Source organism: Barnesiella sp. WM24, assembly GCF_004570975.1.
Classification (GTDB): Bacteria; Bacteroidota; Bacteroidia; order Bacteroidales; family Muribaculaceae; genus Muribaculum.
Window position 1 is genome coordinate 172,988 of sequence record NZ_SPPC01000005.1, and the last position, 15,487, is coordinate 188,474.

11 protein-coding genes and 1 riboswitch are annotated in these 15,487 nt (G+C 46.1%); of the genes, 4 read left to right on the top strand and 7 right to left on the bottom strand.

From position 1 onward, the window contains the following. Window positions 1-6 precede the first annotated feature (6 nt). From E4T81_RS06920 to E4T81_RS06945, 6 genes are all read right to left on the bottom strand, one after another. Window positions 7-1,155, bottom strand: a complete 1,149-nt coding sequence (locus E4T81_RS06920; protein WP_135042750.1) for a DUF5074 domain-containing protein — start codon at window positions 1,153-1,155, stop codon at window positions 7-9. Between the two features lie 21 nt (window positions 1,156-1,176). Next, the gene (locus tag E4T81_RS06925; RefSeq protein WP_135042972.1) at window positions 1,177-3,174 is read right to left on the bottom strand and encodes a TonB-dependent siderophore receptor; all 1,998 of its coding nucleotides are present in this window, start codon (window positions 3,172-3,174) and stop codon (window positions 1,177-1,179) included. A 51-nt stretch (window positions 3,175-3,225) separates the two neighbouring features. Next, window positions 3,226-3,431, bottom strand: a riboswitch (cobalamin riboswitch). A 161-nt stretch (window positions 3,432-3,592) separates the two neighbouring features. Beyond that, window positions 3,593-6,517 (bottom strand): Ig-like domain-containing protein, encoded by a 2,925-nt coding sequence (locus E4T81_RS06930; protein WP_135042752.1) that lies wholly within the window; start codon window positions 6,515-6,517, stop codon window positions 3,593-3,595. Between the two features lie 39 nt (window positions 6,518-6,556). Continuing rightward, window positions 6,557-7,012, bottom strand: coding sequence for a hypothetical protein (locus E4T81_RS06935; protein WP_135042754.1), 456 nt, complete (start codon window positions 7,010-7,012; stop codon window positions 6,557-6,559). Between the two features lie 494 nt (window positions 7,013-7,506). Continuing rightward, window positions 7,507-8,397 carry an Abi family protein gene (locus E4T81_RS06940; protein ID WP_135042756.1) on the bottom strand — a complete coding sequence of 297 codons (891 nt, stop codon included), beginning with the start codon at window positions 8,395-8,397 and terminating at the stop codon, window positions 7,507-7,509. Between the two features lie 275 nt (window positions 8,398-8,672). Continuing rightward, complete coding sequence (locus E4T81_RS06945; protein ID WP_135042758.1) at window positions 8,673-10,316, bottom strand: diphosphate--fructose-6-phosphate 1-phosphotransferase; 1,644 nt, start codon at window positions 10,314-10,316, stop codon at window positions 8,673-8,675. A gap of 194 nt (window positions 10,317-10,510) precedes the next feature. Between E4T81_RS06945 and E4T81_RS06950 the strand changes: the two genes are divergently transcribed. The 4 genes from E4T81_RS06950 (at window position 10,511) to E4T81_RS06965 (ending at window position 14,005) form a co-directional block, all read left to right on the top strand. Then, window positions 10,511-11,548, top strand: coding sequence for a bifunctional oligoribonuclease/PAP phosphatase NrnA (locus E4T81_RS06950; protein WP_135042760.1), 1,038 nt, complete (start codon window positions 10,511-10,513; stop codon window positions 11,546-11,548). A gap of 30 nt (window positions 11,549-11,578) precedes the next feature. Beyond that, on the top strand, window positions 11,579-12,268 hold the full coding sequence (locus tag E4T81_RS06955) for a DUF4827 family protein (RefSeq protein ID WP_135042762.1): 690 nt from the start codon (window positions 11,579-11,581) through the stop codon (window positions 12,266-12,268). A 12-nt stretch (window positions 12,269-12,280) separates the two neighbouring features. Beyond that, window positions 12,281-13,666: a phosphoglucosamine mutase gene (gene glmM / locus E4T81_RS06960; RefSeq protein ID WP_135042764.1), complete on the top strand. Its 1,386-nt coding sequence runs from the start codon at window positions 12,281-12,283 to the stop codon at window positions 13,664-13,666. Window positions 13,667-13,762: 96 nt separating this feature from the next. Next, window positions 13,763-14,005 (top strand): YtxH domain-containing protein, encoded by a 243-nt coding sequence (locus E4T81_RS06965; protein WP_135042766.1) that lies wholly within the window; start codon window positions 13,763-13,765, stop codon window positions 14,003-14,005. A gap of 114 nt (window positions 14,006-14,119) precedes the next feature. Here the strand turns inward: E4T81_RS06965 and radA are convergent, their stop codons facing one another. Continuing rightward, window positions 14,120-15,487: a DNA repair protein RadA gene (radA, locus tag E4T81_RS06970; RefSeq protein ID WP_135042768.1), complete on the bottom strand. Its 1,368-nt coding sequence runs from the start codon at window positions 15,485-15,487 to the stop codon at window positions 14,120-14,122.

Consider the following 15,487-nt stretch of genomic DNA (forward strand, 5'->3'; position numbering starts at 1 on the left):
GTTTTTTTAATTAAAGAAAACTGCGGCACGCGGGTTCTGTCCACCGCAATCAAATTTGCCGACAAAGCTTCCATCGCTCTTGAATCGGTACATAGTGCCGTTGGAAGCGCTGTAATTGGTAACTCCGACATAAATGTCACCGGTATATTCGCTTACAGTCATCATATATACGCTTGCAGTGGCAAGCTCTGCAGGCGCATCTTTCAAGAAAGTGGTGTTGTTCAGCTTGCCGCTCTTGATGTCATAGGTGCTGAATGTATTGGTAGTGACGTAGGGACGCACAGAGTAGTCGGTACGTGAGTCAACGAGATAAAGCATGTCATTGCCGGCAGCCAGATTGGTCGCATAGCCGATTTCACTCACCTTGTTGCCTGCGGCGGGGTCAATCATCTGAAGCACGTAGCTTTCACGACCATAGTTCCAGGAGATAAGGAACAATTTGTCATCCTCCTCAACAAGCACATTAGGATTCTGCTCGACTTCAAGGGTCTCCTTTTTCTTGAAAGTATCGAGGTCTATGACAAATACGTCTTTGAAATAGTTGTACTTATTTTTTCCTGTTTCCGGATCGGTGGTGCGCTCGTAGGAATTGGCGACATAAAGGCAGCCGTTCTCAATAGCGACACCTTCAAGATTTGCGCCGAGACCTTTCAATTTGTCGACAACCTCAAGAGTTTCCGCATTGATCTTAGCTACGACACCACCATAGAAAGACGCGTAGATAAAACCGTTGTCGGCAGCGATATAGCGTACACCGCCCATGAGATCGGGGTCAGAAGAGAAGACTGTACGAGCCTGCTGAACACACGCTGTGTTAAGCTTAACCATATAATTAGAGCCATACACGGCTACATATATGTTTTTGCCATATTTAATCATGCTCTGACCGCAATCTCCGAGACTTACTTCATTCTGGTCAAAAAATATGTTTTCTACAAATTTAGGTTCGCCTTCACCGGGATTATAGAAGCTGATTGACGCATTATTGCTTGCCATCGTTCCTTCGTTAAGAATGAACATTCTTGACTCGGGGAGCGAAATATCAGAGCCCTCGTCATTCCATTTCGGCTCGTCATCGTCACTGCTACAAGAAGTAAACACACCTCCTAATACAACGGCAGCAGCCATTGCAAGATAAAATTTTCTCATTTTCATAATAATATCACAATTATACTGTTAAAATTTAAATATTCCGGTAAGTCTCCATGAACGTCCGGGCATCGGATAAAACTTAATTACATCATATTGCACGTCGGCAATGTTAATCAGTTCGCCCCTAAGAGTAAGTTCACAGCGGTTCAACCGCAAGTCCTTAGAAAGGGTCAGTGTCTGTTCGGCATACCCGTCAATTTCATTTGCCTTAATATTTTCCGACATATAATAACGCATGCCGACAGCCACAACCGAATACCCGACATTGACCCACGGTGTCTCGATTATAGCCGACGCATTGCCGCTATGTTCGGGAGTATAGGGAAGCTGGGCTTTATAATTGCGCGACTCCTTGTCAGTCACGTCGATGGCTTTCTGCCAGGTATAAGAGCCATTGAGTATCACGTTAATACCTTTAGGCAGAGAGACAGCCGTCGATACAGTGAAATCAAGCCCCGTCACCCTCACCTTGCCGTAGTTTATCATTCGCCAGGCATAAGTCGTAGGGAACGCCACAATCTTGTCAGTGACATCATTATAATAAGCGTCGACAGTGACCGAGAAATAGTCCATCGCCGGGAAAAAGGACCGGCTCCAGGTTATCCCGAGGTCAAATTCATCGGCTTTCTCCGGACGCAGCACACGGCTTCCGAGGCGGTCGTAATACAAGTCATTGAATGTAGGCACCCTGAATGTGCTCTTATACATAGCCCTCAGATATAACATCTCGTCGGCAAGCGGCTTTACACTGACCGACAGCGAAGGCGCAAGACGCTTGACATCAGCAGGCCGGTCGCCGCTCTTCACACGCTCGGTGATATAGGTTCCGACAAGCGTGCCGTTGACGGTCAACAGAGATTGCTGCCAGCGGGCGCTCAGCGCCGTCAGTGATGTATATCGTGTAGGGTCGGGACACCCTACCATGGTGCTTTCAAGGGTATTGATAACACCGTCCTGGGCAAGCGCCACGGTCACATTATCCAAAGGACGGTACAGACCGGTCGCCGACATATAATATTCATTCTGCTTATGAAGCGCCTCGTAATGATTTCCGGTAAATTGCGGGCCTTCCTCAGTGTCTTTGTTCCAGCCGTAATTATACCTTGCCTGAGCCTGAAGCTCCCATCGCCGAGAAAAGCGTTTGCGATATTTCGCCTGGATGAAGGCGTTTTTATCCCATAGCTGCTCGGTCGAGACCGGATTATATAACACTATCGCACCCGGCAAGCCACGCCTGGAATAGAAATAATAGCCTTTTACCTGAAGGTCACCGTCACCGGGCATGTCATAATATACATTTGCCTCGCCATGCCAGGAGTCAATCGCAGAGTTGTTTCGCCGCTCACGCGTGACATCCTTACCGTTGACAAGCGTAAACGGATAATTGCCATCGGCACGGAGAAAAGTCCCGTCAAGCGATGTTGTGACACGCGAGCCGATTTTCTGCCACCATCTTACCGACGGGCTGACATAGCCGAAGGAGCCGCCGCTCATTTTCACGCGAAACGAGGCATTGCGTCCCCAATCAAAATGAGGTCGCTCGGTAGTGATGCCAAGCACTGCAGCCGAGGCATAAAGACGGGCACTCTGAAGCATATCCTCCGTCTGCCCTACGGCGAGCGAGAGCATACCTACGTTATCAAGTGAAAAGCGACCTATGTCAATCTGTCCTGCCTGACAATTACTTACCGGAGCCCCGTCGTAGCTCACCGCTGTGTGAGCCGCACCCATATTACGCACTGATACAGTCTTTAATCCGCCTATGCCTCCGTAATCACGGACATTGGTTCCGGCAAAACGACGCACGGCGTCAGCCACGCTCTGCACTCCGGTCTGATTCATATCTTCGATTGACAGTGTCTGCACCGGCACTGCAGTCGCAACCTTGTTAGGCATGCGACGCGAAGTCACGGTGACTTCTTCAATCTGATGCACCTTTCCGGTGATTGAATCGGAGTCAGCCGCACTTATGTCAAAACACGACAACGCGACCGCCCCGACTACGAGGCAGCGCACACACATGTCCTGCAATATCATATTCTCTTTATGTCCTCTCATCCTCGAAAGAAAAACATTATATTATAACACGCAGGCAGGTCTTCGGACTTATTTCCGGTTTAACTCAAGCGCCTTCCCAGATCCGTATTGCCGAAATCCAGTGGCTGAAAGCCTGAGACCGTTAATGAAAATTACCGCAGCGGGACTGTCCGGGATTCTCACCCGTGTTCCCTTTTAATCACCGGCAAACTCGCCGGCAAACCAACGCGACCGCAAAGTTACTACAATTTTTCTTCCTCGCAAAAAAATCTAACAGGCAAGCCAGGCAAATCAAAATTAGTCTTTATAAAATACTCTTAAATACCGGAGGTTAACATAATACAATAGCCGAGAAAATCACTTGTTTTCTCAGCTATTGTATTAAATGGGTCAGGATTATGTATCATTCTATCCTTACTTTTATATTATTGCCGTCACACACCAAAATATAATAATCGGAGACAAGATTGGCATCAGCATATATTCCTTCATAGACAAGCACACCATTAAGATTGAATATTTTAACATAAGTGGAATCATCTGTCAGGACATCTTTAATTCCTGATAATTCCGTCACTACTACTGCACATTGAGCATATATACCAGACTTATCTGTAGCCGATACAGTTATTACAGCCGCGCCTTTCCTCAACAATGATATAGCTCCGGAATCATCGACTGCCGCCACACTTTCATCAGATGAACTCCATGTAACAATCTTATTAGTGGCATCATCAGGAAAGACGGTTGCCGTAACCCTGATTTGCTCACCCTCTTTTCCCTCTACAGATGAAGGGCTCAATGATATTGATGAAACTAATATTTCCGGTTTAAAAACCGTGACTTCACAAGAAGCACTTACCACTGATTCATCGGTTGCAGATACCGTTATTACTGCGGTTCCTTCCTTAATGAGAGAAAGAAGTCCGGTATCATCTACCGTCACCACACTTTCATCAGATGAACTCCATGTAACAATCTTATTAGTGGCATCATCAGGAAGGACGGTTGCCGTGACCCTGATTTGCTCACCCTCTTTGCCCTCTACAGATGAAGGACTCAATGATATTGATGAAACTAATATTTCCGGTTTAAAAACCGTGACTTCACAAGAAGCACTTACCACTGATTCATCGGTTGCAGATACCGTTATTACTGCGGTTCCTTCCCTAATGAGAGAAAGAAGTCCGGTATCATCTACCGTCACCACACTTTCATCAGATGAACTCCATGTAACAATCTTATTAGTGGCATCATCAGGAAGGACGGTTGCCGTGACCCTGATTTGCTCACCCTCTTTTCCCTCTACAGATGAAGGACTCAATGATATTGATGAAACTAATATTTCCGGTTTAAAAACCGTAATATTACAAGACGCCAAAAGATTCGAACCATCATTAGTCTTTGCGGTAACAATAGCTGTACCAATTCCTAATGCCGTAACATTACCATTGTCATCAACAATTGCCACATTTTCGTTATCAGAGCTCCATGTTAAAGTTTTATCAGTAGCATCATCAGGCTTTATATCATAGGTCAACTGTACTATTTCGGAAATTTTTAAATCAACTGATTCCTGATTAATAGTCAATGATGAGACAGGGATACTATTGTCATACTCAACAATACTCTTAAACTTATTCCATTTGTCATCCAACCAATATCTTGGATAACTACCCCTCGGAATATACAATGTCACATATTCATACATCGAGTCTGAAATTTCAAGCCTTGGCGGATATTCAGTTTCACAATATAAATTGGAAAAAAACGGGCCAAACGGCTTGAGCGAAATATCCTTAACCTTATCTGAAATCACAAAAGACTCTAAACAACAGACATTCAAATTTATCCGCTCAGAGTCAACGCTATTCAATATTTCATGAACAAACGGCGTGTATTTAGATTTGTCAGGAATCCATGATATATATTGTAAAGCAGACCCATCAGTTTCCTTTATTCTGTAAGGTACTTCACTATACTCACTTAAATCTAATTTGATAAGATTTTTTAATTTATTAATCGCCAATACATCTGTCTGATTAAGTTCTGCTCCGCTTATTTTCAAAGAAGTCACATTATCAAGACTATCTAACGGAAGATACATTATTAAATCTCCACTTCTTTCCAAATTAATGTTAAGTGATATTTGTTTTCCAAATATCACATGATTGAAGCAAAAACGCCCCCAGGTGGAATCTCCGTTTGGGAAAAAGCATGAAGTATTTATTAGCCTCTGGCTACCAAATGCATAGGGGTCTATATCCGGCTTCTCATCCCCTAAAAACGTAATATTTCGCAACCAGTTATATCCATAAAATGCACGTTCACCTATTTTTTTTACATTCTTTGGTATAATAAGATCCGTCATTAAAGATGTTCCATCCTCAAAGAATGTGGAATCCCCTATTTCTGTCAAATCAGATGAAAATCTAACTTCTTTTAGATTCCGGCATCGCAAAAATGCCTTTTTGCCAATATATTTAGCAGCAGATAAATCAAGTGTCTCAAATTCTTTATCTACGAAAGCGTATTTTCCGATTTCTTCTATACGATCAAGACCTACAAAATGATTTATATTATTGGATGCAAAAGCATGATCCCCAACTATTTTTATACCTTCAGGAATTTTGAAAGATAACAGTTCGCTATCTTCTTCAACAGAAGATCCATATAGAAAATTATGAGGAATAATAGTTACATTTGGACCAAATTCAATACTTTTTATCCCTTTTTGACTTGCAAATGGACTATAGCCTAAAATATTACGCCCGATGTAACCCTTGGTAATTTGATAAATATCCCAATGACTATAAGGGCTCCATTCATCTGGATGATGCTTGTCATCATAATAACGATGGACTTCGGAATATAATGGTTCATCTCCATCTTCAATTATAAGTTCACCGACATCAAAATAACCATTACACCTCGCGGATAACTTAACTTTTTTGATTGTAGAAGGTATTATCAGTTGCGGAATAAAATGCCTGGGCATTTCTCCTTCGCCACTAAAATTTCTTCCAAAGCTTTGCCATCCAAAACAAGAAACTTTAGAGACGACATACTTTTTCATGTTTATCATAATTGAATCAGGTATCATCACATGCAGCTCATCTTTTTCAAATAAACCATTATCGGCAAACAGCCCCATGAAAGAAGCCTCCATGGTATTCTCATCCAATTCATAAACAACATCTCCGAGAATTATCCATTCATCACGCATAGTGTCATACAATTTAGAAAACCATACATCTCCAGATGCGTTCTCAGTCAAACAAAAAATGAACAATATGAACAATAAATATCTATTAATGCGTGCACTCATACTAAATTTACGTTTTTGTGAATAATTTAATCGCGTTTTTTATACCAGGAGGCTCTTTAGCACGGAAATAATCATATTTGCCGTAAGTTTATTGGCTTGATTTATAGCCAATGTTTTGGAATCGTCGTCTTTACATCGGGATACATATATAGGCGCAGTTTCAATGATGTCATATCCATTCTCATCAGCAAAATCATTCAACATATCGTATACGCCCCACTTTGTACGACTTGCCGAAATAATGACATCGCATTTGTAAGAGACACAAACATCCAAACACTCATGAAGAGTTTTTTCATACCCGGGATCTCCAAATGTAATAATACCCACAGCATGCTCTGAATACCGACCTATCATAAATGCTGTGATTTCATCTTTTCCCGATGGATAAAGCAATTCAAAATCAGGGTCGCTGCACAAATTTTGAATCAGACAATCCAGAGACCCTGTTTTTCCATGATTTTGTTTTGCTTTGTGTATTACAAGCGTTTTCATAAGTTTTTGGTTGCCGTGGTCATCCTCTCGTTGGCATTAGATTGGTTTACAAAGAGAAAAGCGTAGGAATCTGTATCTGTTACCATCCTACTTTCCGAGGCTTCTCGCATTGCCCTTTAGATGTCGGATGGCAACGCAGAAGCCCACGCCAGTATATGCAATCAATGCGTCCGGCTATATTTCTCCCGAAATATCATGCCGAAAGCAAGATAATCACATATCCACGGGCATCTACCGTTGCTCAATCCTTGACATCTAAATGAATTTTGCGAGAATTCCGGAAAGTCAAGAATCAGCGCGGATAAACGCTTTCAAATATTTATTACATCCCGCTCCGCTTAACCCCAGACCGAGGGATTGGTTCAGATGAATCTTACCCTGCTGGCGTGGTTTGCAGTACGGTCTGTAGTCACAAAGTTAATTAAAATTTATTGTTCCTACAATATTCCTCAAGAATTTAACGGTTATCGATCTTCACGTTTTTGCTGGCACGATTACTGCCAAAGCGTTTCATTCCCCCAATTGCTTGGGAACCCCATTGCAATAGTATCTACTTTCGGATATTCGGCAAGCAGTGATTTGAAACGGGCAACGAATGTGTTTTGTGGATTTACTGCTTGAAGGTAATACAATATAATTGACAGTATGTAATATACCCTTTTTGTATCATGCGGAGTATTTATAAATGGCAGATGTGTGTTGCGAGGTACGACTGCGTTAATGCTCAACCGACGATTCCACAATCGGCTGTGGTGTGCGCAAATATTCCTTATATATACGATTGAATGTAGCCAAGACTCCATTACAGAGTCTGTCAGTCCATAGAAACGAGCCACTTTTCGCCTTGCGTGACCGGCGTTGAGCCATTTGTACATCATCGACAATGTACCGAATGAACTTATTTCAAACGTCATCCAACTTGGCGGAAAGTTATTTGAATAACGCTGTTGGAAGCCGACAATGGCATCATCATCGCTCCTACGTAATTCGGACTGTAAATTTGTCAACAGAGTGGCGTGACGACTTGTGTTACGAAAATTATCCGGATTTTCAAACCAGTATATACCGGCCTCGTCACCCATTATCAATGATAGTTGTGTACGGATTGACACCTCGATTTTTTCCAGCTCTGAACAAATCATCTTTCGCAATGCCGAGTCAAACTTATATAGCGAGTAGGCATCTTCAAAACTTGCTCCCTCCTTAAACTGACGCGAATTAGTCTGTCGTAACGGCATAAGATAACTCTTCATTCGGAAAAGACTTATATTTTCCAAAATATGCTGTGCCTTGTTCTCATCGGAGAAAGTTAACCCCTCCGATTTTAGAAGACTTATCTGTTCGGCAACCGAGATCTGCGGTTGATTATAGTGTGGAAGTGTCATAAAAAAATAAAAACTTACCCTGAGCGCGCTGTTCTTACGGGAAGCGGGGTAAGTATGTTACTGCAAATTTAGTGCTTTTATCTGTAATAACAAAATCCAAATCAACTATTACGCCGTTTTCAGAGAGAAATCTTCAGCACACCGGGGCAGCTCCCGGCATTGCAGCCGGTTAGACAAAAAAGGGACCGCCTGAGAGCGACATTGCTCCCCCGAGGCGGTCCCTGCAAGCTGTGATTCGGGTTTTATCTTTTGCCGTCAGCCATCAATCCATGATGTTAACGGTGCTCATACTGAAGGGTCAGTGAGGGCTGGTCACACACTTCTGCCGGTCCAAAATACTGGATCGGGCCGGGATAAACGAAGTCAGTGTTGATCGCCCATCCGTCACGCTTAGATGCAAATTTCTTGAACGGCGCACCGTCAAGGCTGACAAGCGCTTTCTGTATAACGGGCTTCATGGCTCCGTGGCGGCGCTCCATGTTCATCATCATTGTGATAGGTATACCGCCGGCAATCCACTGTACAGAGGGCTTGGTAAGACCGCGCACACTTGACATGTAACCGGTGACACCTGAATTGATAAGACATGCGGCATTGAAACCGAGAGCATAGCAGTAGTCGGCATCAAAGTTAGAGGGATCGGCACAGCGTCCTTCGTAGCCGAAGAAGTGGTAGAGCGACGCAAACTTGCCTACATAGCGACCTTCGCTCTTCATTTCATTCAGGCGACGTGCCACCATCTCACCGAGCAGCTTCTCGGTCTCGATAAGCGATACCTGAACATTGCCGTGGGGGTCACGGTCAAGACAAAGCTGACGAGCCACGCCCTCGGGAAGGCTGGTGAAAATCGCAGTGTTGTCATCAGAAAGGCGCTCTGCAATCCAGGTAAGCTGGTTCTGACGGTCAACCTTTGCAAACTCTTCGGCATTAGCGGCAAGGAGGTCGTTGAGCTCGGCGATAAGAGCCTTCATCGCAGGGATGAACTCGATAAGACCCTCGGGGATGAGGACTGTACCGAAGTTATTGCCGTTGGCAGCACGCGCAGCCACTACATCGGCGATAGAGTTAACGATGTCGTTAAGAGTCTGCTTCTTTGCCTCAACTTCCTCGGAGATGATGCAGACATTGGGCTGACACTGTAGCGCACACTCAAGAGCGATGTGGCTTGCAGAACGTCCCATGAGCTTGATGAAGTGCCAGTATTTCTTTGATGAGTTACAGTCACGCTGGATGTTACCGATAACCTCACTGTAGACCTTAGTTGCGGTGTCGAAGCCGAAAGAGGTCTCAATCACCTCATTCTTGAGGTCACCGTCGATAGTCTTCGGACAGCCGATTACCTGAACACCGGCGTTGATTTCCTTATAATACTCGGCGAGGATAGCGGCATTGGTATTGGAGTCGTCACCACCGATGATGACAAGAGCCTTGATGTTAAGCTCTTTCAGGATTTCAAGACCTTTGTCAAACTGAGCCTTGGTCTCAAGCTTTGTTCTTCCTGAACCGATGATGTCAAATCCACCTGTGTTACGATACTCGTCGATAATTTCGGCGGTAAGTTCAACATACTGATGGTCAACAAAACCGCCGGGGCCCATAAGGAAGCCGTACAGACGGCTGTCGCGATGTACCTTCTTGATACCGTCAAACAGACCGCTGATTACATTGTGTCCGCCGGGAGCCTGACCTCCTGAAAGGATAACACCTACATTTACAGGCTCGGTCTTGCCTGCCGATGCAGCCTTCTCAAACTGGATTTCGGGAAGACCGTATGTGTTGGGAAACAGATTCTTGATATCTTCCTGATCGGCCACCGAATTAGTAGCCTTGCCCTCTACCGCCTTTACAGCGCCGGTAAGCACAATCGGCAATTTGGGCTGATAAGCCGCACGGGCTTTCTGAAGTGCACTCTTCTTCATTGACTTAATGAGTTATAGATTAGTAATATATATGTCCATATGTTTTGATTGCAAATTTCGCAAAAAATTATCAAAATATCAACCTGTTTCATAATAAAAAAACAACTTTTAATCAGAGTCGACAATCTCTATTGAAAATATCGGTTAATTTTGATAACTTTGCTCCTTGATAAATAGGCTAAATCAACAAATAAATGCTACGACCCGTCATATCGGAATCTAAAGTAAAAGCTGTCAGCGACCTGCTTCAGGAGAGCGACCGCATTGTGATAACGTGTCACATGGCACCTGACGGAGACGCCATAGGCTCGTCGCTCGGTTTGCTCCACACCCTTGCCAACATAGGCAAGGAGGCCCGCATAGTGACCCCCGACAGGATTCCGGAAACCCTCAGGTTTCTACCAGGCGCAAAAGATATTGTGCCTTACTCAAAATATACTGAATTTGCAGGAAAGCTTCTTAATGACGCCGACCTGATATTCTGTCTTGACTTTAACGCACTCTACCGCGTCGACCGCATGAAAGACGCCCTTGAGAGTGCAAGCGCCAGGAAGATACTTGTCGACCACCACGAAAGTCCGCAGGATTTTACCGACGTGGCAATCTCCCACCCCGACCAGTCGTCGACATCAATGCTTCTATTCCGCCTTCTTTGCCGTCTTGAGCTTTTCAACATGATTGACCGCAAGGCGGCGACATGCATCTATACAGGCATGATGACCGACACAGGCAACTTCTCCTACAACTCCAATGACCCTGACCTTTATGTAGTCATCGCAGAGCTTGTGAGAAAAGGCATCAACAAGGATGAGATTTACAAGCGCGTCATGGACACAAAGAAAGCAAATGTATTAAAGCTAAACGGATATGCCGTCTCCAACATGCAGCTTTTCCCTGAACACAAGGCTGCGTTGCTGACTCTATCTGCCGATGAGCTCAAGCGCTATAACTATCAGCGTGGCGACACAGAAGGGCTTGTCAACGAACCATTGGCGATTGAAGACGTAATCTACTCGGTGTTTCTCCGCGAAGACGAGCACCATATCAAGGTGTCAACCCGGAGCAAAGGCGATTTCCCGGTCAACAAAATCTGTGAAAAGTATTTCAACGGAGGCGGACACGTTAACGCAGCCGGCGGCGAAATAGAATGTTCTCTCGAAGAGGCTGTAGAAATGTTCAAGTCCACGCTTGCCGACATGGAGCAATACCTCAAATCAAAAACAATAAAATAACAAATACCCACTCTTACAACACCATTTGACATGAAACTACTTCAAAATATATTTCTATCACTTACCGGATGCCTGTTAATTTCTGTCGCCATGTCTTCATGCAACGACAGCAAAAGTTACGCCGACCTGCTTCGTGACGAGACAAAGGCTATCAACAACTACCTTGCCGACCAGCGTGTGGTAGGTGACGTGCCCGCCGACTCTGTATTCGAGTCACGACGCAGCCTCGCCGAAAAAATATATAAGGAGTCGGGAGCCACTGCAGCAACCGGCGAAGAGCATGAGGAAGCTATCGGAAAAATCATGAGCGACCTTGCAAAAGACCCGGCTAAAGACGCGCCCTATTACCGCATGGACGAAGATGGCAACGTCTACATGAAAGTCATTCGCGAGGGCGACATGGAAAACCGTCCTAAATACAATGACCTTGTATATTTCCGCTTTTTGCGCTACAACCTTGCGGGATATGACAACGGCGTGTACCCCACTCCGGAAGGCAACGCTTCAAGCATGGTCAACAGCGCCGAGTCGATACGCTTCGGCAATTATCAGTCAGTAGCGTCGTCGACATGGGGCGAAGGAGTGCAGCTGCCGCTCTATTACCTCGGCTACGGATGTGAGGTGCAGCTCGTAATCCGTTCTCAGGCGGGAATGTCGTCGGAGATTGCAGCCGTGACCCCCTACATGTATGAAATAAGATATTATAAAAGCAATATTTAACTTTTAGAAAATATGTCTCTGATAAAATCAATTTCAGGCATCCGCGGCACTATCGGCGGCGCACCCGGAGAGGGTCTCAGCCCGGTAGACGTAGTGAAATTCACTGCCGCATACGCACACTTTATAGCAAAAACGACAACACGCACCTCCCGCACAATAGTGGTGGGTAGAGACGCCAGACTGTCGGGACCGATGGTAAACTCTCTTGTCGAGGCTACACTCACCGGCATGGGATTTGATGTCGTAAACATCGGACTTGCCTCCACTCCCACCACAGAGGTGGCTGTAGTAATGGAGAAAGCCTGCGGCGGCATCATAATAACAGCGTCACACAATCCCAAACAGTGGAACGCGCTGAAGCTGCTCAACGAAAACGGCGAATTTCTAAACGACGAGCAGGGCAAGGAAGTGCTCCGCATAGCCGAAAACGACGAATACACATTTGCCGACATTGACTCAATCGGTCACGCTTATATCAACAACACTTACGACGCAAAGCATATCGAGTCAGTCCTCGCTCTTAAACTTGTAGACTGCGAAGCTATCGCCAAAGCCGATTTCACGGTTGCAGTAGATGCGGTAAACTCAGTGGGCGGAATCGTGATACCCAAACTTCTTCGCGCTCTCGGAGTGAAGAATATAATCGAACTCAACTGCGAGGCAACCGGTAAATTTGCCCACACCCCGGAGCCTATCCCGGAAAACCTGACCCAGATTTCCGATCTCATGCGCTCAGGCAAGGCAGATGTAGGCTTTGTCGTAGACCCCGACGTCGACCGCCTTGCCATCGTAATGGAAAACGGCGAGATGTTTGTCGAAGAATACACGCTTGTAGCCGTAGCCGATTATGTGCTAAGCCACACCCCCGGCTCGACAGTATCCAACCTCAGCTCTTCACGTGCACTTCGCGATGTCACCAACAGTCATGGATGCAGCTACTCGGCAGCGGCTGTAGGCGAGGTAAATGTAGTGACCAAGATGAAAGAGACCGGTGCTGTAATAGGTGGCGAAGGCAATGGCGGAGTCATCTATCCCGAGGCCCACTATGGACGTGACGCGCTTGTAGGCGTGGCTCTTTTCCTTACTTTGCTTGCTAAAAGCGGCAAGAAAGTCAGCGAGCTCAAAAAGACCTACCCGGAGTATGCGATAGCCAAGAACAAGATTGAGCTTACCCCCGACATTAATGTCGATGCCATACTCGCAGCCGTCAAGGAAAGATATTCCACCGAGACTGTCACTGACATCGACGGAGTAAAGATTGACTTCCCCGACTGCTGGGTGCATCTGCGCAAGTCCAACACCGAACCGATTATACGTATATACTCCGAAGCCCCGTCCATGGAAGAGGCAAACGAGCTTGCGCGCCAGATTAAAGAAGTGATTGCATCGCTTGCCTGACCTCCTTAATAGATGTTAATAAAGCATCGAGGCGGCAAACTTTCCATGACTGTTACAGGTTATAAAAGCAATTGGTAACTATTAATTTTAACAGTCATGAAGTGTAGCATCGAAACATTTCTGCTCGGGCTCGTAACCGGTGTACTCACCGGAATGTATGCCGAGCGATACACCCGCACAACAATGCGCGGTCGTAAGATAAGAAGAGAAGTCAACAAGACTATCCGTGACATTTACGGGTCAGCCGAGCAGCAGATAGGCAAAATCAAGGAAAAGGTGAGCCATTCTGTCGACGATGCCCGCGACGTAATTGATGACGCTTTAGAAGCGGCAAAATAAACTTTGATTTATACAATAGGAAAGGCGGCTGTTGCTTTAAGCATCGGTCGCCTTTCTGCATTATCTCGTCGCCGCCCCACCCTTGGGGAACGGGGTCTTAACCTCATATCGGCATCACGCAAAGAGGGCGCGGAATGCCTCCTCGACTTTAGCCACCTCCACAATCTTTATTTTCAAGCGGGATGTGTCAAAGCCTTTGATATTGTTTTTGGGAATGACTATCGTGCCGAAACCGAGTTTTTCCGCCTCAAGTATGCGCTGCTCTATACGCGTAACCGGGCGGATTTCGCCTGAAAGCCCCACTTCTCCCGACATACACACATCTCTCGGCACGGCAATGTCGACATTGGACGACAGGATAGCGCAAATAACACTAAGGTCAAGCGCCGGGTCATTGACTTTAAGTCCACCGGCGATGTTAAGAAACACATCTTTCTGAGCAAGTTTAAAGCCGACGCGCTTTTCAAGCACTGCAAGGAGCATGTTCATGCGCTTGGCGTCAAAACCGGTGACCGAACGCTGCGGCGTGCCGTATGCAGCTGTCGAAACGAGCGCCTGAGTCTCTATAAGAAACGGACGCACACCCTCAAGGGTGACTCCGACAGATATGCCCGACAACTGCTCGTCGCTACCCTGCGACAACAGCAGTTCGGAGGGATTTGTGACCTCACGCAGCCCTTTCTGTACCATCTCATATATGCCAAGTTCGGAGGTAGAGCCAAAGCGGTTTTTTATCGAGCGCAGTATACGGTACATGTAATGACGGTCGCCTTCAAACTGGAGTACCGCGTCAACGATATGCTCCAGCACCTTCGGCCCCGCAATCGAGCCCTCTTTATTAATGTGACCGATAAGAATCACGGGGGTGCCCGACTCCTTCGCATAACGCAACAGACGCGCCGCACACTCCCTTACCTGACTGACACTGCCTGCCGCCGACTCTATGGCATCAGACGCTATTGTCTGGATTGAGTCGACAATAAGCAGTTCCGGATCTACATGGGCGATATGGTTTAATATCGACTCAAGCGAGGTGTCACATACGATATAGCAGTTGTCATTGAGCTTACCGATGCGGTCGGCACGCATTTTAAGCTGGGACGCGCTCTCCTCGCCCGACACATACAGGATGCGGCGGCCACGCATAGACAGAATGTTCTGGAGCACAAGCGTAGACTTGCCGATACCCGGCTCACCGCCGACAAGTATAATCGACCCCGCCACAAGACCGCCGCCAAGCGCACGGTTAAGCTCTTCGCTCGGCATGCGCATGCGCTGCTCCTCGCGCGTCTCTATCTGGGTTATCGGGCGCGCCACAGTATCTTCACGGTGTTCAAATGTAGAGACTACACCTTTCTTCTTGACAACGCGCTCCTCGACCATAGTGTTCCACTCTCCGCAGCCCGGACAGCGACCCATCCATTTTGACGATTCCACGCCACAGTTGCTACAAAACCACACGGTCTTTTCCTGTCTTGCCAT